This is a genomic window from Allobosea lathyri (assembly GCF_900108245.1).
In the GTDB taxonomy this organism is placed as follows: Bacteria; Pseudomonadota; Alphaproteobacteria; order Rhizobiales; family Beijerinckiaceae; genus Allobosea; species Allobosea lathyri.
Genome location: NZ_FNUY01000003.1, coordinates 482,353 through 499,551 on the forward strand (window position 1 = coordinate 482,353; position 17,199 = coordinate 499,551).

At 65.4% G+C, this 17,199-nt stretch carries 15 protein-coding genes, 1 tRNA gene and 1 pseudogene; 11 read left to right on the forward strand and 6 right to left on the reverse strand.

What is annotated here, in order from left to right; all coding sequences use genetic code 11:
* Positions 1 to 6 precede the first annotated feature (6 nt).
* Positions 7 to 146, forward strand: a pseudogene (locus C4S73_RS09820) (methyl-accepting chemotaxis protein); the annotation flags it as partial.
* A gap of 129 nt (positions 147 to 275) precedes the next feature.
* Positions 276 to 785, forward strand: a complete 510-nt coding sequence (gpt, locus tag C4S73_RS09825; protein ID WP_103872279.1) for a xanthine phosphoribosyltransferase — start codon at positions 276 to 278, stop codon at positions 783 to 785.
* Between the two features lie 39 nt (positions 786 to 824).
* Here gpt and C4S73_RS09830 read toward each other — a convergent pair whose 3' ends face one another.
* A complete protein-coding gene (locus tag C4S73_RS09830; RefSeq protein ID WP_103872280.1) occupies positions 825 to 1,772 on the reverse strand; it encodes a DMT family transporter in 948 nt (315 codons plus the stop codon).
* Positions 1,773 to 2,030: 258 nt separating this feature from the next.
* Here C4S73_RS09830 and C4S73_RS09835 point away from each other — a divergent pair, with 258 nt between their 5' ends.
* From C4S73_RS09835 to C4S73_RS29040, 6 genes are all read left to right on the forward strand, one after another.
* Positions 2,031 to 3,890, forward strand: coding sequence for a putative bifunctional diguanylate cyclase/phosphodiesterase (locus C4S73_RS09835; protein ID WP_103872281.1), 1,860 nt, complete (start codon positions 2,031 to 2,033; stop codon positions 3,888 to 3,890).
* Between the two features lie 85 nt (positions 3,891 to 3,975).
* Positions 3,976 to 6,807, forward strand: coding sequence for a phosphoenolpyruvate carboxylase (locus tag C4S73_RS09840; protein ID WP_103872282.1), 2,832 nt, complete (start codon positions 3,976 to 3,978; stop codon positions 6,805 to 6,807).
* 133 nt (positions 6,808 to 6,940) lie between these two features.
* Positions 6,941 to 8,521, forward strand: coding sequence for an AMP-binding protein (locus C4S73_RS09845; RefSeq protein ID WP_103872283.1), 1,581 nt, complete (start codon positions 6,941 to 6,943; stop codon positions 8,519 to 8,521).
* 34 nt (positions 8,522 to 8,555) lie between these two features.
* Positions 8,556 to 9,206, forward strand: a complete 651-nt coding sequence (locus tag C4S73_RS09850; protein ID WP_160115712.1) for a DUF1190 domain-containing protein — start codon at positions 8,556 to 8,558, stop codon at positions 9,204 to 9,206.
* 68 nt (positions 9,207 to 9,274) lie between these two features.
* Positions 9,275 to 9,361 (forward strand) — tRNA-Leu (locus C4S73_RS09855).
* Positions 9,362 to 9,525: 164 nt separating this feature from the next.
* Positions 9,526 to 9,804, forward strand: a complete 279-nt coding sequence (locus C4S73_RS29040; RefSeq protein WP_103872285.1) for a DUF7696 family protein — start codon at positions 9,526 to 9,528, stop codon at positions 9,802 to 9,804.
* A 280-nt stretch (positions 9,805 to 10,084) separates the two neighbouring features.
* Here C4S73_RS29040 and C4S73_RS09865 read toward each other — a convergent pair whose 3' ends face one another.
* The gene (locus C4S73_RS09865; protein WP_103872286.1) at positions 10,085 to 10,750 is read right to left on the reverse strand and encodes a DUF938 domain-containing protein; all 666 of its coding nucleotides are present in this window, start codon (positions 10,748 to 10,750) and stop codon (positions 10,085 to 10,087) included.
* Positions 10,751 to 10,876: 126 nt separating this feature from the next.
* On the opposite strand from C4S73_RS09865, the gene C4S73_RS09870 reads away from it, so the two are divergent.
* Positions 10,877 to 12,139: a hemolysin family protein gene (locus C4S73_RS09870; protein WP_200827980.1), complete on the forward strand. Its 1,263-nt coding sequence runs from the start codon at positions 10,877 to 10,879 to the stop codon at positions 12,137 to 12,139.
* A 33-nt stretch (positions 12,140 to 12,172) separates the two neighbouring features.
* Here the strand turns inward: C4S73_RS09870 and C4S73_RS09875 are convergent, their stop codons facing one another.
* The 4 genes from C4S73_RS09875 to C4S73_RS09890 all read right to left on the reverse strand — a co-directional run bounded on the left by C4S73_RS09875 (position 12,173) and on the right by C4S73_RS09890 (position 15,205).
* Complete coding sequence (locus C4S73_RS09875; protein ID WP_103872288.1) at positions 12,173 to 12,490, reverse strand: hypothetical protein; 318 nt, start codon at positions 12,488 to 12,490, stop codon at positions 12,173 to 12,175.
* Positions 12,491 to 12,581: 91 nt separating this feature from the next.
* Complete coding sequence (locus C4S73_RS09880) at positions 12,582 to 13,763, reverse strand: FAD-dependent monooxygenase (protein ID WP_160115713.1); 1,182 nt, start codon at positions 13,761 to 13,763, stop codon at positions 12,582 to 12,584.
* Positions 13,764 to 13,896: 133 nt separating this feature from the next.
* Positions 13,897 to 14,148, reverse strand: a complete 252-nt coding sequence (locus C4S73_RS09885; protein WP_103872290.1) for a zinc-finger domain-containing protein — start codon at positions 14,146 to 14,148, stop codon at positions 13,897 to 13,899.
* Between the two features lie 73 nt (positions 14,149 to 14,221).
* Complete coding sequence (locus C4S73_RS09890; RefSeq protein ID WP_160115714.1) at positions 14,222 to 15,205, reverse strand: acetyltransferase domain-containing protein; 984 nt, start codon at positions 15,203 to 15,205, stop codon at positions 14,222 to 14,224.
* A 97-nt stretch (positions 15,206 to 15,302) separates the two neighbouring features.
* Here C4S73_RS09890 and C4S73_RS09895 point away from each other — a divergent pair, with 97 nt between their 5' ends.
* Together C4S73_RS09895 and cysE are read left to right on the forward strand one after the other, a co-directional pair.
* Complete coding sequence (locus C4S73_RS09895) at positions 15,303 to 16,070, forward strand: alpha/beta fold hydrolase (RefSeq protein WP_103872292.1); 768 nt, start codon at positions 15,303 to 15,305, stop codon at positions 16,068 to 16,070.
* A 189-nt stretch (positions 16,071 to 16,259) separates the two neighbouring features.
* The gene (cysE, locus tag C4S73_RS09900; protein WP_200827973.1) at positions 16,260 to 17,108 is read left to right on the forward strand and encodes a serine O-acetyltransferase; all 849 of its coding nucleotides are present in this window, start codon (positions 16,260 to 16,262) and stop codon (positions 17,106 to 17,108) included.
* Positions 17,109 to 17,199: the final 91 nt, after the last annotated feature.

The following is a 17,199-nucleotide window of genomic DNA, read 5'->3' on the forward strand; positions in this document are numbered from 1 at the left end:
AGCTTCTCCGAGATCATCGCGATGATCGATGAGATCGCCTTCCAGACCAATCTGCTTGCGCTGAATGCGGCGGTGGAAGCCGCGCGCGCCGGCGATGCCGGTCGCGGGTGGTCGCCTCCGAGGTCAGGGCGCTCGCCAAACGAAGCCGATGCTGTAGGCTCTCGCCAGCCCTGCTTCTGGGGATGGCGTGAGCCGGCCTCTTGCCAGATGCGCGCGGATGAGGTTTCGGACTGTGAAGGGCGCGCATGCGCCGCGATCAGCCCGGAGCCCTCGCAATGGCCGAACCGACCTCCAACAAGGCCTTCCCGGTTTCCTGGGACCAGTTCCACCGCGATGCCCGTGCGCTGGCCTGGCGGCTGGCCGAGAAGGGCCCGTTCGAGGCGATGGTCTGCATCACGCGCGGCGGGCTGGTTCCGGCTGCGATCATCTGCCGGGAGCTCGGCCTGCGGCTGATCGAGACGGTCTGCGTCGCGAGCTATCACGACTACAAGAACCAGTCCGAACTTCGGGTGCTGAAAGACGTCGCGCCGTCGATCAAGGCGATTGGCGACGGCAAGGGCAAGGGCGTGCTGGTCGTCGACGACCTCACCGACACCGGCAAGACCGCCCGCGTCGTGCGCGAGATGCTGCCCAACGCGCATTTCGCGACTGTCTACGCCAAGCCGGCCGGCGTACCGACGGTCGATACCTTCGTGACCGAGGTGAGCCAGGACACCTGGATCTATTTCCCCTGGGATATGGGGCTGGCCTATGTCGAGCCCATAGCCAAGGATCACAAGGGCTGAGGCGGCGTCAGGCTGGCAGCAGCTTAGGCGGACAAGGGTTCAGGCTGGGCTCCTGGCCGTGAAGGCGATCGTCATGCCCGTGATCACCACGGCCATTCCGACGACTTCAGCCGGGGATGGCCATTCCGCCAGCAGCAGGGCTGCCGCCAGCGCCGTCACCACCGGTACCAGCGGCAGGAAGAGCGCGGTGCGCGCCGCGCCCAGCAGCGCGACCGCCCGCGTATAGAAGAACAGCGCGGCGACGCCGACCAGCACGCCCTGATAGAGCGCCTGCAGCGCCAGGGCGCCGAGCCCGACCTGCGCGAGCCGGATCGGCAGCACCAGCGCAACGACCGGCAGCAGGAGCAGCGAGAGCAGGCAGGTCGCTATGGTGACCTCGATCGCGTTCGCGCCCCACCGCCTGGCCAGCAGCCCAAAGCACGACCACATCACGGCGGTCAGCACGAAGAGCAGATCGCCGATCCAGGCACCCGCGCGGGCAGGGGCTCCCAGCAGCGTGTCCCACGAGAAAATCGCGACGCCGACCACGACGAGCAGGAGGCCGGCCAGACGTGCCAGTCCGGCGCGCTCGCGGAACAGCAGGAACGCCAATCCGGCGGTGAAGATCGGGATCAAGCCGGGCGTTATGATCGAGCTATGCAGCGCCGGTGCGAAGGCGGCTCCGCCGATCAGGACGAGGCTGTAGGGCGCGCCGGCCAGCAGCGTCAGGACAAGCGCGCGCCGCCAGCCGAGAGCTCCGACAGGGAAGGGGCGCATGCGCCAAAGCGCCCATGGCAGCAGGACGAGAGCGGCGGCTGAAAACCGCAGGATCGTCACATCCGCGGCCGTCAGCCCGTCAGCGACCGACTGTCGTGAGACTACCGCCTGAACGCCCCAGATCAATGTCGCGATCAGGCCGCAGGCGATGCCAAGCCAGGGCTTTGCCTCGGATGGCCCGGCGATCGGGGTGGCGGCGGATACGGCCTGCGGGCGGACGGCGTGATTCACGCGGGAGCTTTCGGGACAAGGCGCAGCAGGGAGGCCGTCAATTGCAGCGGCGTCCTATGCCCGACAGCGGCAGGCCGCGGCAAGCGCCAGCCTGGTGCGACGGACAGGAACGGAACGCATGGCACAGCCGGCCTGTGCTTAAAAATCCACGCCGCGGACACAAAAGGCAGCCTTTCAATCGCGGCTAACAAATGATTAATCGACTGCGCACTAGCATGATTCCCGGAGCGGATATCTCAGTCGGAAAAGAGCACGGTCGTGCGCGATCACCACCTGCCCGAAGATCAGAACGCAGGTCAGGAAGCCCGGCGCGAGCCTCGCGACAGTGAGCTCGATCGGCTGCGGCAGCAGGTCGACGGCCTGAGACGGGAGCTGGAGGCGACGTCGAGCCTGCTTGGCGAACGCGAAGCGGCCCTGGCGCATAGCAAGAAAATCTTCGATCGCTCCTCGGCAGCCACCAAAATCGGCGTGTGGGAATGCGACCTGACAAACGCCGATACCCTGCGCTGGACCGATGGCGTCTACGATCTCTTCGAGCTGCCGCGCGGATCGGCCATCGACAGGGCGCGGACCGTTGCGATGTACGATCCGGTATCGCGCCGGGAGATGGAAGCCCTGCGCGCCAAGGCGATCCGGGAGCAGGGCGGCTTTACGCTCGACGCCCGCATCACGACCGCACTCGGCAAACAGCGCTGGATGCGGCTGACGGCCGATGTGGAGAGCGAGAACGGCGTGGCCGTGCGCATCTTCGGCATGAAGCAGGACATTACCGCGGAGAGGGCGCTGTGGGATCGAACCCGCTTCCTCGCGGAAACCGACGTCATGACCGGCCTGGCCAATCGCAGCCGGTTCCAGGCCGTCCTGTCGCGCCTGGACGAGGCGGCCGTCGGCCGGGTTTCGATCGGACCATTGCTGCTGGTCGATCTCGACGGCTTCAAGCAGGTCAATGACAGCTTTGGCCACGCACTGGGCGATGAATGCCTGAAACAGGTCGCAGCCCGGCTTCGCAGCGTCTGCAGCGAGGCCGTGCTGGTCGCGCGAATCGGCGGGGATGAATTCGCGGCGCTGATGAGCCCGGAGTTCAATCGGACCGAAGGTGAGGCGCTTGCGGAACGCGTCCTCGACGAGTTGAGGCAGCCTATCGTCTGGCGCGAGCATTCCTTCCAGCTTGGCGCTTCGGTCGGCATCGCCTTCCCGCAAACCATCGCTGGATGCCGCCCGGCCGACCTGTTCACCTATGCCGATATTGCCCTCTATGCGGCAAAGGCGAAGGGCAAGAACACGTTCCGGATTTTCAATCCGCAGATGAAGGCAGAGGGCGATAAGCGCTTCGAGACCGTGCGCGACGTGGCAAAGGCCCTCGTGCAGGATCAGCTTGAGCTCCACTACCAGCCGAAGCTGCGGCTGCTGGACAACAGCCTGTCAGGCTTCGAGGCGCTTCTGCGTCGCCGCATGCCCAACGGGCAGGTCATCGCAGCCGGCGCATTCCAGGCCGCCTTCGCGGACCCCGAGCTTTCGGCGCGCCTTGGGAAATGGGTCATCGAGAGGACGATAAGGCAGGCCGGTCTCTGGCACCGTTCGGGGCTCGATTTCGGAACCATCGCGATCAATCTCAGCACATCGCAGCTCAACGACCATCGTTTTGCCGATGCGCTGATCGAGCGTATCGCCGATCATGGGTTGAAGCCGGAGATGATCGAGGTCGAAGTCACCGAAGGCGTCTTCCTCGACAATGAGCGCGGCCCGATCAAGCGGCTGCTGGAGCGGCTGAAGCAAAGCGGCATGCGCGTCGCACTCGATGATTTCGGGACGGGCTATGCGTCGCTCGTCCACCTCCGCAGCTACCCGATCGACGTCATCAAGATCGACAAATCCTTCGTGCAGCGCTTCCTGAGCTCGCCGCAGGATCGCGCCATCCTGGAGACGATGCTCCGGCTGGGCGCGAGCCTCGGCATGGATGTCGTTGCGGAAGGCATCGAGACGCCGGCACAGCTGGAGGCCTTGAAGGCTCTGGGCTGCCCGCTAGGGCAGGGGTTCCTGTTCTCGAAGGCTCTCCCCGCCGGGGAGGCGGTCGACTGGATTGCGCCTGTGACAGGCCACGAGATTCGCGTGGCCTGACGACAGCTGCGCCGCGCGATCGCAAGGACGTCTCGACGAAGGTCCAAAAATTGCCTACCTCCCTCTCGCAACGAGAGGCGTGACGATGGCTGATGTGATCGAAGGCGCAGGATCTGCCGGACAGATTGCCGCGCTGGCTGCCGAGCTGCGTGCGAAAATCGTCCAGGCTCGCAGCGATTCGCGCGACGATCCCTTTGGCAATCCGGTCCTGCGCGTGACGCTCTGGCTGACGCGCCGGATGGATCGCGGCGAGCTGACGATCGAGGGCGCCCTCGAACTTGTGCGGCATCTCGGCCGGGAGGCATTACTGCAGCGAGCGGTGCGCGTCGGTCACTATGTCGGGCTGGATACCGAGGGCGAGCGACCGCTTGCCGCTCTCGCGGAACGGCTGGTTTCCGAGGCGAATGGGGAGTCTGAGCCCTTCGAGAGCTTCAAGGCTTCCGTCGAAAGGGCGCGTTTCGCGGCCGTCTTCACGGCACACCCGACCTTCGGCATGTCCAGGCGGCTGGCGCATGCGCTGGCCGATCTGGCTTCGGGTGGCGCGGCGGGCCTCGCCGTGGTCGAGGACGCCGACCTTACCTTCCGGCCCGATGGCCGGATCACGCTGCAGGACGAATTCGAGCAGGCGCGCTTTGCCGTCCGCCATGCCCGCGATGCGATCGACCGGCTGAACGCCGCCGTGCTCTTCGAGGCCAAGCAACACTGGCCGGAGCGCTGGAACACCTTGGTGCCGCGCTCCGTCACCCTTGCCTCCTGGGTTGGCTGCGACACTGACGGTCGTACCGATATCGGCTGGTGGGACACGCTGCGCTATCGGCTGGAATCAAAAAGCGGCCAGTTCGCCCGCGTTCTGGAGAAGCTGCCACAGGGCCCGGCGGCGGCCGGGGTACGCGATCTCGTCACCAGTGCGCTGGCCGCGGTCGAACGTCAGCTGGCGCTTGCGCCGCCGATTACGTCGCAGCCGGACCTCGTTGCGTTGCAGGCTTTCTCGCTTTCGCTCGTTCACGAGCGCGAGGAGGCGCTGCCCGAGGCGTCGCGCCTGATTGCGGCGCTCGATGCGGCGCTGGCCCAGTCCGGCGACGACGAGACGACGATGGCGCTGTGTCTCGTCAAGGCCGGTTGCGTCGCGCATGGCGTGTCGATCGCGCTGCCGCATTTCAGGTTGAACGCCTCGCAGCTTCACAATGCGATGCGCGCCGCCATCCCGCTCGAAGAGGAGCCGAGCCAGCCGGCGCAACGGCGGGCGTTCCTCTCCGCCGTCAATGCATTGCTCGGCAAGGTCGAGCCGATCGCGATCGATTTCGGGGCCCTGGCGGCGGAGCGCGCCTCTGCGACGCGCATGGTGATGACGATCGCGCAGATCGTGAAACATGTCGATGGTTCGCGGCCGGTGCGTTTCCTCGTCGCCGAGACGGAGACCGGCTACACGCTGCTCAGCGCGCTCTGGCTGGCGAGCCGATTCGGCATTGCCGACCGGGTCGAGATCTCGCCGCTGTTCGAGACCTCCGACGCGCTGGAGCAGGGACCGCGCATCATCGACGAGGCGCTGCGCAGCCCGCATTTCCGCGATTATCTCAAGGTGCATGGCCGGCTCTGCATTCAGTTCGGCTATTCGGATTCGGGCCGCTATATCGGTCAGGTCGCATCGACCTTCTGGGTCGAGCGGTTGCGCATCCGGATCTGCGAGCTGCTGACGCGCTACGATCTCGCCGATATCGAACTAGTCATCTTCGATACCCATGGCGAGTCGGTCGGGCGTGGTGCCCATCCCGGCAGCCTTGCCGACCGTCTGGCCTATCTCGAACCGGCCTGGGCCCGGCAGGCCTTCGCACGGGCCGGCGTGAAGACGGTGCGCGAGACCAGCTTCCAGGGTAGCGACGGCTATCTCCTCTTCGGCACGCCGCAGCTGGCCTCGGCAACGATCGGGCGTATCGCGGAAGCCGTGTTCGATACGGGCAAGGATGCACCGGCCGATCCGATCTATGACGAGCCGGATTTCGCGACGGAGTTCTTTCAGACGGTCCGGGAGGAGATGACCACACTGGTCGACGACCCCGGCTATGCAGCGTTGATCGGCACCTTCGGCCCGTCGCTGCTGGACAAGACCGGGTCGCGGCCGGCCGCGCGCCAGAGCGATGCCGGCGGGCCGGTGAGTATCCGCCATCCCCGCGAATTGCGGGCTATTCCCAACAACGCGATCCTGCAGCAGCTCGGCTGGCTGGCGAACAGCGTTCACGGCATCGGCCATGCCGCGTCGCGCGCGCCCGATCTGTTCAAGGCAATGCGCGAGCGATCGGATCGGTTCGACCGTGCCTACAGGCTGGCCGAACATGCCATGGCCAACAGCGATCTCGACGTGCTGCGCGCCTATCTCGACACGCTCGACCCCGGCAGCTGGTTCGACCGTGCGCGACGGACGGTGAGGGAAGGCCGCCGCGACGAGCTGCTGGCGGTGGCCGACGCGCTCTCGCGGCTGGAGCTCGCGCCGGCCTTGCGGCGCCTGTTCTGGCGGCTGTCTTCGGATTCGCTGAAGCTCAAGGCGGTGGCGGACGATACGCCGGAAATGCCGGTGCGGCTCGTTGCATTGCATGCGCTCCGGCTTGCCGCGATGCATCGCATCTGGCTTGCCTCGGCGCATATCCCGGACTTCCGCCCGCATGCGGGATTGACCCGGGAGGGGTTGATCGAGCGGCTGCTGAGGCTCGACGTTCCGGCCTCGCTGGCACTCCTGGCTGAAATCTTTCCGCTCAAGCCCGACCCGACGATCGGCCTCGATTTCGGCGAGCCGCCCGGCCCGCGCGAGGGCGGCACCTATGAGGCGCTGCATCGCGACGTGTTTGCGCCGATGCAGGCGCTGTTCGAACTCCTGCGCGAGATTTCAGGCGCGATCCAGCATGAGATCGGGGCGTTTGGGTAGCCAGCCGCGCGGAAAAACGGCGCGGCTTTTCCGCGGCCCGATGCACATCCGAATTCCGGTGTTTCGTTGCAATGCGGCTCGATCTGCTTAGGTTGACGCCCGAGGAAACAGCCAGCCGGGAGACGAGCCAGATATGGCCGCCGCCGAATTCAATGCCCAGTCTTTCGATGCTGCCTCCGCTCGCATCACCCTGTTTCGCGCTTTGCTTGAGGCGACGTCGCGCCATGGCAAGGGCCGCGTGGCGCTTGAGGATCCCGAGCGCAAGCCGATCACCTATGGCCGGCTGGTGCTCGGCGCACTGGTGCTGGGGCGCAAGCTCGCCGGCGTGACGCAAGCCGGCGAGCGGGTCGGCCTGCTGCTGCCCAATGTGCAGGGCATGGCGGTGACGCTGTTCGGCCTCACTGCCTTTGGCCGCGTGCCCGCGCTGTTGAATTTCACGGCCGGTGCCAAGAATCTGAAGGCGGCCGGAGATCTGGCGGAACTCAAGACCATCGTTACCTCGCGTCGCTTCATCGACCAGGCCAAGCTCGACGACGAGCTGGAGGCCCTCGCAGCGGGGCGGCAGGTCATCTATCTTGAGGATGTCCGCAAGCAGATCACCAGCCTCGACAAGGCGCTGGGAGCGTTGCAGAGCCTCGCGCCCGGGCTGGTTCACCGCGCCTACGAAGCCAAGCCCGACGAGCCGGCGGTCGTGCTGTTCACCTCGGGCACGGAAGGCAAACCCAAGGGCGTGGTGCTCAGCCATGCCAATCTGGTCTCGAACGCGCGTCAGATCTTCGCGCTTGCCGCGGGCTTTCTGTCCGAGCGCGATATCGTGATGAACCCGCTGCCGGCGTTCCACTCCTTCGGGCTGACGGCCGGGCTGCTGATGCCGCTGCTGAGCGGCATGAAGGTCGTGCTCTATCCAAGCCCCCTGCACTACAAACAGGTACCGAAGCTGATCGGCGAGATGGGCTGCACCTTCCTGTTCGCGACCGACACCTTCCTGCAGGGCTATGCCCGGGCGGCGGACCCCGACGATTTGAAAAGCGTGCGCTACGTCGTCGCCGGGGCCGAGCGCGTGAAGCCCGATACGCGCAGGATGTGGGAGCCCTACGGCACCACGATTCTCGAAGGTTATGGCTGCACGGAATGCTCGCCGGTGCTGGCCTGCAACACGCCGGTCGCGACGCGCGAGGGCAGCGTCGGGCGGCTGCTGCCCGGCATCGAGGCGCGGCTCGATCCCGTCGAGGGCATCACCGACGGCGGCAAGCTCTGCGTGCGCGGGCCCAACATCATGGCAGGCTATCTCAGCGCCGAGCATCCCGGCCAGATCGTGCCGCCCGAGGGCGGCTGGCACGACACCGGCGATATCGTCACGCTCGACGATGGTTTCGTCGTCATCAAGGGCCGGGCGAAGCGCTTCGCCAAGCTTGGCGGCGAGATGATTTCGCTGGCGGCCGTCGAATCGATGATCGCGGGGCTTTGGCCCGACCAGAACCATGTCGTGGTCGCGCTGCCTGATGCACGCAAGGGCGAGCAGCTCGTGCTCGTCACCGAAAAGCCCAATGCCGAACGGGGCGCTTTGCAGGCGGCGGCAAAGGAGCAGGGCTTTCCCGAATTGTGGATGCCGCGCGCGATTCTGGTGACGAATTCGATTCCCGTGCTCGGCAATGGCAAGATCGATTATGCGGCGACGCGCGAGCTTGCGGCCTCGCGGCGTTCGCTGCTGTGAAGCCACAATCATGATTATGGTGCGGCGCATGATCATGATGTCGGCTTCCACCTTGTATGCCGCTTTGCGCATTGCCGCGCTCACGCCTGCCTTGACCCTCGCAGCTCCGGCCGAACTCGCCGCACAGGCGCAGGGCGCTGTCTATGAGCGGCGCGACGAATGCGTCGAGGCGGCGCTGCTGACGCCGGAGCAGTGCGAATTCGCCTATCGCAATGCCCGCGCCGAATTCGAGCAGAAGGCGCCGCGCTATGCCTCGCGCGCCCTGTGCGAGCGCAGCCATAAGCGCTGTGGCGCGCAAATCGTTTCGACCGGTGGCTGGAACGCTTTCGGCAAGGGCGGCGCCACCTATGTCCCGCGCTTCACCGGCGTGCGCATCGCGGGCGAGGGCGCCGGCCGACGGGCTCTGCCGGTGGTCGAGGGGACAGGCCGCATCGCCTTTGCGGGACGCCCGGTGACGGAACTGCAGGATAAGGTGGCGGGTCGCCAGGCGACCGTCGGCCTCGTCAATTCTCGCGGCGCGCGCGGCCACGATCCGCAAAGCGGCGCTCCTTACGTCAAGCGCGGCGACCGCGACGACACGGTCCGCGTGCCGATGGAGCAGAAGCGCATCGGCGCGGATGTCGCGCCGGGCCTCTATGTCGATCCCGACGGGGTCGAATGGTACAAGCCGGCGCGCCGCCACTGAACGGCTTCGTGGCGGACAATGGGGAAGCGCTTGCGCAGTGAACGTCCGCCCGCTACCGCTGGCCACAAGCGGACGTGGCGAAACTGGTAGACGCAAGAGACTTAAAATCTCTCAGCCGCAAGGCTATGCGGGTTCGATCCCCGCCGTCCGCACCAAACCCCTTTAAGTCATTGAAGCTCGATCCGTTATCTGGCCGGCCCGGCCAATAACGCCAGCGCTTTCATCGCCCGCCGATCGCGCCGCTGTCCGGCCGAATCTTCAACTTCAAATTGAAAGGAACTTAGCGGTCCTCCTCAAAGTTGATACTGCGGAGGTCATTATGTTTCAAAACCGCCTGCTGAAGATCGTTGCCGCGCCTGATCTTGTCAGATCCGTTCTGACAGGCGCGCTCATAACGAAAGAATCGGAAGCGTATCGGCATGAACGCGAGGTCGAGTTTCTCAGCATGCTCTCAGCGCGAGCGCTGGAAGATATCCTGACGGGATGTATCGGAAAACATTGCCACCGAAGCCTTACGGCCATCAGAGGTCCTGCCGAGGTCAAGTTCCTGAGAGGCGAGATTGCCCTGTTCCAGGGGTTCTCTGCGAATAGCAATTAGCACAAATATTCCTCTGAAGCCGCGGCCACCAACGTCGGCTATGTGGCTGAAAGGGCAACATGCTTCTTCACATCAAGCCGCCTATATGGTCGGAGCTCGATGTGTGGCTTTGGCTCTCTGTATTCGTCATCCTCATGTGCATGGGTAGTTTTGCCGTGCACTGGTAGGGGGCATGGTCGCTCGCCTTGGGCATATGTTGTCAAAACAGCAATAAGCAAGCGATTTCAATGATATAGAGGCTGGTCTTGCCATGCGGGCGGGCAGAGCAAGGTCCTGGCCTTTAGCGGCGCGATTCCTTCCTGAAGATCAGGCTCAGATTGTTCGCCGGCATCTCGGTCACCTTCGGCCCGGAAAAGCCTGCGCCCGTTGCGACGGCGGCTACCTTTTCGAGGTCGCGCAGGCCCCAATCGGGATTGCGGGCGCGCAGGCTCTCGTCGAAGGCTGCGTTGCTTGGTTCGAGCGGGCGGTCGGCGCGGCGATAGGGGCCGTAGAGATAGAGCGGCGCTCCCTCCCGCAGCATGGCGCCGCCCTGCCGCAGCAATCCTTCGGTCGCGGCCCAGGGCGCGATATGGATCATGTTGATGCAGAGGATCGCGTCGATGGGGCCGCATGCGGGCCAGGCGGGCGCTGCGGCGTCGAGGAGAAGCGGTGGGCTGATATTCGCGGCCTCGCTGTCTGCGGTCCAGGCCTCGATGCTCGCGAGCGCTTGAGGGCTCGGGTCGCTCGGTTGGAAGGTCAGCAAGGGCAGGGCCCTGGCAAAATGCAGGATATGTTCGCCCGATCCGCTGGCGATTTCGAGGATGCGGCCGGAGGCCGGAAGGATCTCGCGGAGCACGTCGAGGATCGCATCGCGGTTGCGCGCGGTCGCCGGCGCGTGGAGGCGCGGGTCGTCGGCCGGCGCAGGCTGCGTCGAGGGATCCCAGGGTTTCGGTGGCTGCCCGGTCATGATGCGCCTATGAATCTTTTATGCGGCCCATCGCCACGCGGCGGCGATACGCTATAAGGAGCCCAGAAGCGAGCCGCTGACGAGTGCGGTTTCGTATGGCGCGGGCTGGTTTTGTTAACCGAAATACTGATCGTCTTGGCTCTGACCGTGATCAACGGTCTGCTCGCCATGTCCGAACTCGCCGTCGTTTCATCCCGCCCAGCCCGGCTCAAAGTTCTCAGCGACCAAGGCAACAAAGGCGCGACCATCGCGATCCGCCTTGCCGATAATCCTGGCCGCTTCCTGTCGACCGTGCAGATCGGCATTACGCTGGTCGGCGTGCTCTCGGGCGCCTTTTCGGGTGCGACGCTGGGTGCGCGCCTCTCTGAATGGCTCAGCACGCAAGGCCTGTCTCCCAGAGCTGCCGATGGATTCGGCGTCGGCGTCGTCGTGGTCGCGATCACCTATCTCTCGCTGATACTGGGCGAATTGGTACCTAAGCAGATCGCATTGCGCGATCCCGAGCGTGTCGCGGCGCGTGTCGCTCCGGCCATGTCGCTGATCGCCAAGATCGGTGCGCCGCTTGTCTTCCTGCTCGATCTGTCCGGCCGCGCCGTGCTGAGCCTGCTCGGCCAGAAGGGCGAGTCGGATGAGAGGGTCACCGAAGAAGAGGTTCGCACCATCATCGCGGAAGCCGAGACCGCCGGCGTGCTGGAGCGCGACGAGCGCGAGATGATCTCGGGTGTGATGCGGCTGGCCGATCGCTCGGCGCGCGCCTTGATGACACCCCGGCGCGAGGTCGAGGTCATCGACCTCGCCGATACCGCCGACGAGATCCGCGCGCAGCTGCGTGCCACCCGCCGCTCACGCCTGCCTGTACAGCAGGGCGAGTCCGATTCCATCATCGGCGTGGTCGTGGTCAAGGATCTGATCGATTTCCTGTCGGATGGCGGTACACATGACCTGCTTGGGCTGGTCAACGAGGCTCCCGTAGTGATGGACACTGCCGGCGCGCTGCATGTGCTGCGCGAGATCAGGGCGTCGCGCGTGCATATGGCGCTGGTCTTCGACGAGTACGGCCATTTCGAGGGCATCATCACGCCGGGCGACGTGCTGGAGGCGATCATCGGTGCCTTCCAGGAAGAGGAAGAGAGCGAGCCGCCGATCGTGACGCGTGCGGATGGCTCCTATCTCGTCGCCGGCTGGATGCAGGTCGACGAATTCTCGCATGAGCTCGGCATCCACATCCCGCGCGATGCCGATTTCCAGACGGTTGCAGGCTTCATCCTGGCCGAATTGAACCATCTGCCCAATGTCGGCGAGGTCTTCGAGAAGGGCCATTGGCGCTTCGAAGTCGTCGATCTCGACGGCCGCAGGATCGACAAGGTGCTGGTCAGCCGAGTCGAGTGAGGCGGCTCGCCGGCTTGACGACGCTGTCTACCGTCAGCGACGCGGCGGCTCGCCGGGCTCGATGATGCGATATTCGGCGTCGATGATCTCGACACGTCCTGCTTGCCTAGGCTGCTGCGGGAATGGGCCGGGCTGATCGAGGCCGGCGGCTTTCAGCTTGGCCTTGAGACGCCAGATCGCGACCGCACCGACGATCGCGATGATCGGGATCAGGATCAGCGCAAGGCTCGCTGCGATCAGGAACAGCGTGACGCCGACAACGAGGCTGCCGGCCATGGCGAGCCAAGCTGCCCAGCGGGGCATGCCGGCCGGGCGGCGGCTGAGCTGCTCATTGAGATTGACGCGGATCATGTCGCTTCCGTTCGATGCCACATGAGCAATAGATAGTGACGAAATACGGCGAGTGCGAGATGGCGCGGCGATTTCAGGTATCTTGTCGCTCTCAGCTGTCTTGCCAGTCGTAGAGCCAGTTGTAGCGCCGCCGCAGGCCCTCAGCGCCGAGGCGTTTCAGGCCGTAATCGCGCGCAAAGCTCCAGGGACGGCCGAAATGATAGTTTCTCCCGTTTTCGCGGCTGGCCTGCTGCACGCGGGCGACACGGGCGGCTCTCGCTGCGGCATAATCGCTGATGGCAGACGCCACGCCCGCGGAGCCATCGCGACCGAGGCGCTCGGCTAGCATGCGGGCCAGCACGGCCGCATCCTCTATCGCCAGCGAGGCACCCTGCGCGAGGAAGGGCAGGACGGGGTGGGCGGCATCTCCAAGCAGCGCGATGCGGCCGTCGGCCATGGCTGCAGGCTTCCTGTCGAACAGCGACCAGACCTGCCAGTCGCCGGCTGCGGCCACGAGTTCCTGCAGCTCGCGGGATGCACCCGCGATTTGCGCCATCAGCACGCGCTTGTCGCCGTCGCGGGACCAGCCTTCGCGCGCCTCCTTGGCCGAGCGGATGATGACGATATTGGTTTCCCGGCCGCCAGCGACCGGATAATGCACCGCATGGCAACCTGCGCCGAGATGCAGGTTGACGCGAGCCTTAGCCTGTCCCGCGGCTGCGGGCGCCAGAGCGCGCCAGGCCTCAAAACCTGTGAAGACCGGCGGCGAACGATCGCCGCTCAATTCCCGCGCGCGCGACCACAGCCCGTCGGCGCCGATCAGCCCGAGCCCGCGCAGCGTCTCGTTCTGGCCTGACTGGCCCGCAAGCGTCGCCGTGACGCCGTCTGCATCCTGGGTGATCTCGGTGAGGCCCCGTCCGACGACGAGCCTGACATTGGGGAGCGTGCGGGCCGCGTCGAGCAGGACCGTATGCAGATCGTTGCGCTTCAGCAGCCGGAACGGCGTCGGCAGGCTCTGCGGATCGGAGGGCATTTCAAGCAGGCTTGCGCCGCTGCTCCAGCGTCGAATCACGAGGCCATGCGAGGAGACGCTGACGCGCTTGAGCTGAAGCTTCAGGTCGAGCGCGTCGAGAACGCGCCCGGAATTGGGCGTGAGCTGAAGGCCGGCGCCGGTCTCGCCAAAACCGGTTCGCTTCTCGACGATGGTCGCGGAGATCCCGCGTCGCGCCAATGAAATCGCAGCCGCCAATCCGCCAATTCCGGCGCCGGCAATCAGGATATGCGGAGGAGACAAAGGTAAGGGTCCTTGGCGATGAGAATTCGGACTCAACCGAAGCGCGGAAGCCCCTTAACTCTTCCGCTGCCGAATCGGATCAGGCCGCCTTATCGGGGCAGGCGGCCTGATCGAGTCAGGCTGCCTTATTGAGTCAGGCTGCCTTGGCGTCCTCGTGATGGGCGCTCTCCGGCGGCACACATGTGCCGGCCTTCAGCGAGGCGTCATATTTGAACAGGGTCGAGCAATACGGGCAGACGATCTCGTGATCGGCGCCCATGTCGAGATAGACATGGGGGTGATCGAAGGGCGGCTTGGCGCCGATGCACATGAACTCATGCGCGCCGACATGAATGACGGCGACGCCGGTGTCGTTGTGGAAATGCGGAATGCCGTGATCGGCCATGATCGTCGCTCTTCGAATGTGATGCCGCCGCAAACTATCGCGCCGGGCCTGCCCGCGCCAGTGCGAGATTGCCTCAGGGGCGTTTCGATGAACGCGCGTAGCAGGCTTGCGCGAGGCGGGTGGTGCGGGCGGTTTCCTCGGGGTTCATCGAATTGTCCAGCACCTTGCGCCAGAGGCTCTCGCGTTTGAGCTCGTCGACGGTGCAGGCGCAGAGCTGCTCGCAGGCATTCGCGCCCAGGCTGCCGGCCGCGCAGCTGCGCTGGCAGGAGCGCAGAAAGGGTTGCTCTTCCGGCGCCGGCAGGACGATGAACTGCATCGCCAGCATCAGCGCGCCGATGAAAAGCGGCTGGTGCACCAGATAGACCAGAAGGCTATGGCGCCCGCCCCAGGCCACGAGCCGTGCGGGCCGGGCGGTCGCGCGCCAGCGGGCCCAGCGCGCCGTGTCCAGCGTCGGCAGCAGCAGCCTCGCCACGGTCATTCCGGCAAGCACACAGCCGAACCAGGGAAAGACCGGTACGAAATCCGCGGTTTGCAGCGGCATTCGGGATAGGCCGAGCCACACCGCCCAGGGCTGGTCCAGCAGCGGATGCGTCACCAGCCAGGGTAGGGCGAAGGCAAGTGCAGCCGAAGCCGCAATGGCGATCGTCGGCAGGCGCAGGAAGGGCAGAGCGAGCACGCTGGCGACCGCGACATGGTGGAGGATGCCGAAAAAGATGAAACTCGGCCGCATCGCGAACCAGGTTCCGAGCGTCACCAGCGCGGCTGCGCCTGCGACCATGGCAAGGCGCTTGAGATAGGCCGCCCGGTTCAGGCCGTTGCGCGTCGCCAGCACGAGGCTGACACCGACGAGGGCGAGGAAGGACCCGGCGATCAGCCGCGCGAAGATGCGCCAGCCCGGCTCAGCGGGGACGTCGACGTCGATCAGGCCGAAATAGGACAGGTCATAGGCGAAGTGGAAGACGAACATCGCCAGCAGCGCGAGGCCGCGCGCGAGATCGACGAGGTCGATGCGCGAGCGGGAGAGGGGGGTGATTGCGGAAGACGCCGTGCGGTTCATATCCGTCTTCATAGGCAAGCCGCGTCGGGGCGGCTACCCAAAGCCGCGCTCGCATGGCAGGTGGGACATCCAGCCAACCGCCAAGCGACGGCCCGCCATGCAAAGCTTTTCTTCCGACGGCGTCCAACTCGCCTTCATCGATCTGGCGCCGACCAACGATGTGCCGAAGGGTGAGACCATCGTGCTCGTCCATGGTTTCGGCTCCAGCCATATGGTCAACTGGGTCAACACCCAATGGACGAAGACGCTGACCCATGCCGGCTATCGCGTCGTCGCGCTCGACAATCGCGGCCATGGCCAGAGCGAAAAGCTCTATGATCCCGCAGCCTATTCGTCGCAGATCATGGCCGAGGATGTGCGGCGGCTGATGGACCATCTCGATATCCCCCACGCCTTCGTGATGGGCTATTCGATGGGCGCGCGGATTTCGGCGCATCTGGCGCTGGCGCATCCTGACCGGGTCCGCGCCCTGCTTCTGGGCGGGCTCGGCATCCATCTGGTCGAAGGCGTCGGCCTGCCGCTCGGTATCGCGGATGCGATGGAGGCGCCGTCGCTCGATGTCCTCACCGACCCGATGCAGCGCATGTTCCGCGCCTTTGCCGATGCGACGAAGAGCGATCTAAGGGCGCTCGCGGCCTGTATCCGGGGCTCGCGCCAGACGTTGAGCGCTCAAGAAGTCGGCCGGATCACGCTGCCGACGCTTGTCAGTGTCGGCACGAAGGACGATGTCGCAGGCTCCGGGCCGGAGCTCGCAGACCTGATCCCCGGCGCGGAATCCTTCGCCATCGAGGGCCGCGACCACAACCTTGCCGTTGGCGACAAGAGTCACAAACAGGCCGTTCTCGACTTCCTAACGCGCTTGTGAGAATAAGTGGCAGCTGCGCGTCTCGTGTAGAAAATTATTCTACATCAATGGGTTGGCGGTTTCGGTTCGCATTCCGATTCCGCGCCTTGAGACGCTGATTCATGCCAGCCCTGCAAACGGGGTTTGGCGGGGATTGCGCAGTTGGTGCTAGTGTCGTCTTCGCCAAACCATCCTTTCCGGAGAATGATCATGCCGTCAGGGCGCTCCGTCGTAGAAGCACGTGATGTCGCCACCGGGCTCGACCGCGTCGATCCCGTCTGGAGCCGCCTGCGGCGCGAAGCCGAACAGGCGATCGCGGCAGAGCCGTCGCTGGGCAGCCTCATCGTGTCATCGGTGCTGAATCAGTCCGGCTTCGAATCCGCCGTCAGCCACCGCATCGCCGCCCGCCTCGGCCATCCGGCCGTCGCTGCCGACCTGATCGAGCAGGCTTTCGAGGAAGCGCTGGCCGATGATGCCGAGATCGGGCAGGGCATGCGTGCCGACGTCGTCGCGGTGCTGGACCGCGACCCGGCCTGCTATCGGCTGCTGGAGCCGGTGCTGTTCTTCAAGGGCTTCCACGCTTTGCAATGCCACCGCCTGGCTCATTGGCTGCACAAGCAGGGCCGGCGCGACTTCGCGCTCTATCTGCAGAGCCGCTCGTCGGAAGTCTTCCAGACCGACATCAACCCTGCCGCGAAGATCGGCAAGGGCATCTTCCTCGACCATGCCACGGGGCTCGTCGTCGGCGAGACCACGGTGATCGAGGACGATGTCTCGATGCTGCAGGACGTGACTTTGGGCGGCACCGGCAAGCAGGGCGGCGATCGTCACCCGAAGATTCGCAAGGGCGTGCTGATCGGCGCGGGCGCAAAGATCCTCGGCAATATCGAGATCGGCAAATGCGCGCGCGTCGCGGCTGGTTCGGTTGTGCTGACGGCGGTGCCGCGCAACAAGACGGTAGCCGGCGTTCCCGCAAAGGTCGTGGGCGAAGCCGGTTGTGCCGAGCCTGCCCGCTCGATGGATCAGATTCTCGCCGGCGATTGCGGCGCCTATATCTGAGCTTTCGGCATCGAAGTCCCCGACCTCCGGTCATTCCGGGCTCAGGCCTACGGCCTGCCAGGGAATGGCGACGTGCTTCCGAGTCTTGAAC

Coding starts and splice junctions, on each gene's coding strand:
- gpt (WP_103872279.1), top strand. CDS start 276: ATGGCCGAACCGACCTCCAACAAGGCCTTCCCGGTTTCCTGGGACCAG.
- C4S73_RS09840 (WP_103872282.1), top strand. CDS start 3,976: ATGGCTGATGTGATCGAAGGCGCAGGATCTGCCGGACAGATTGCCGCG.
- C4S73_RS09845 (WP_103872283.1), top strand. CDS start 6,941: ATGGCCGCCGCCGAATTCAATGCCCAGTCTTTCGATGCTGCCTCCGCT.
- C4S73_RS09850 (WP_160115712.1), top strand. CDS start 8,556: ATGATGTCGGCTTCCACCTTGTATGCCGCTTTGCGCATTGCCGCGCTC.
- C4S73_RS29040 (WP_103872285.1), top strand. CDS start 9,526: ATGTTTCAAAACCGCCTGCTGAAGATCGTTGCCGCGCCTGATCTTGTC.
- C4S73_RS09865 (WP_103872286.1), bottom strand. CDS start 10,750: ATGACCGGGCAGCCACCGAAACCCTGGGATCCCTCGACGCAGCCTGCG.
- C4S73_RS09875 (WP_103872288.1), bottom strand. CDS start 12,490: ATGATCCGCGTCAATCTCAATGAGCAGCTCAGCCGCCGCCCGGCCGGC.
- C4S73_RS09885 (WP_103872290.1), bottom strand. CDS start 14,148: ATGGCCGATCACGGCATTCCGCATTTCCACAACGACACCGGCGTCGCC.
- C4S73_RS09890 (WP_160115714.1), bottom strand. CDS start 15,205: ATGAACCGCACGGCGTCTTCCGCAATCACCCCCCTCTCCCGCTCGCGC.
- C4S73_RS09895 (WP_103872292.1), top strand. CDS start 15,303: ATGCAAAGCTTTTCTTCCGACGGCGTCCAACTCGCCTTCATCGATCTG.
- cysE (WP_200827973.1), top strand. CDS start 16,260: ATGCCGTCAGGGCGCTCCGTCGTAGAAGCACGTGATGTCGCCACCGGG.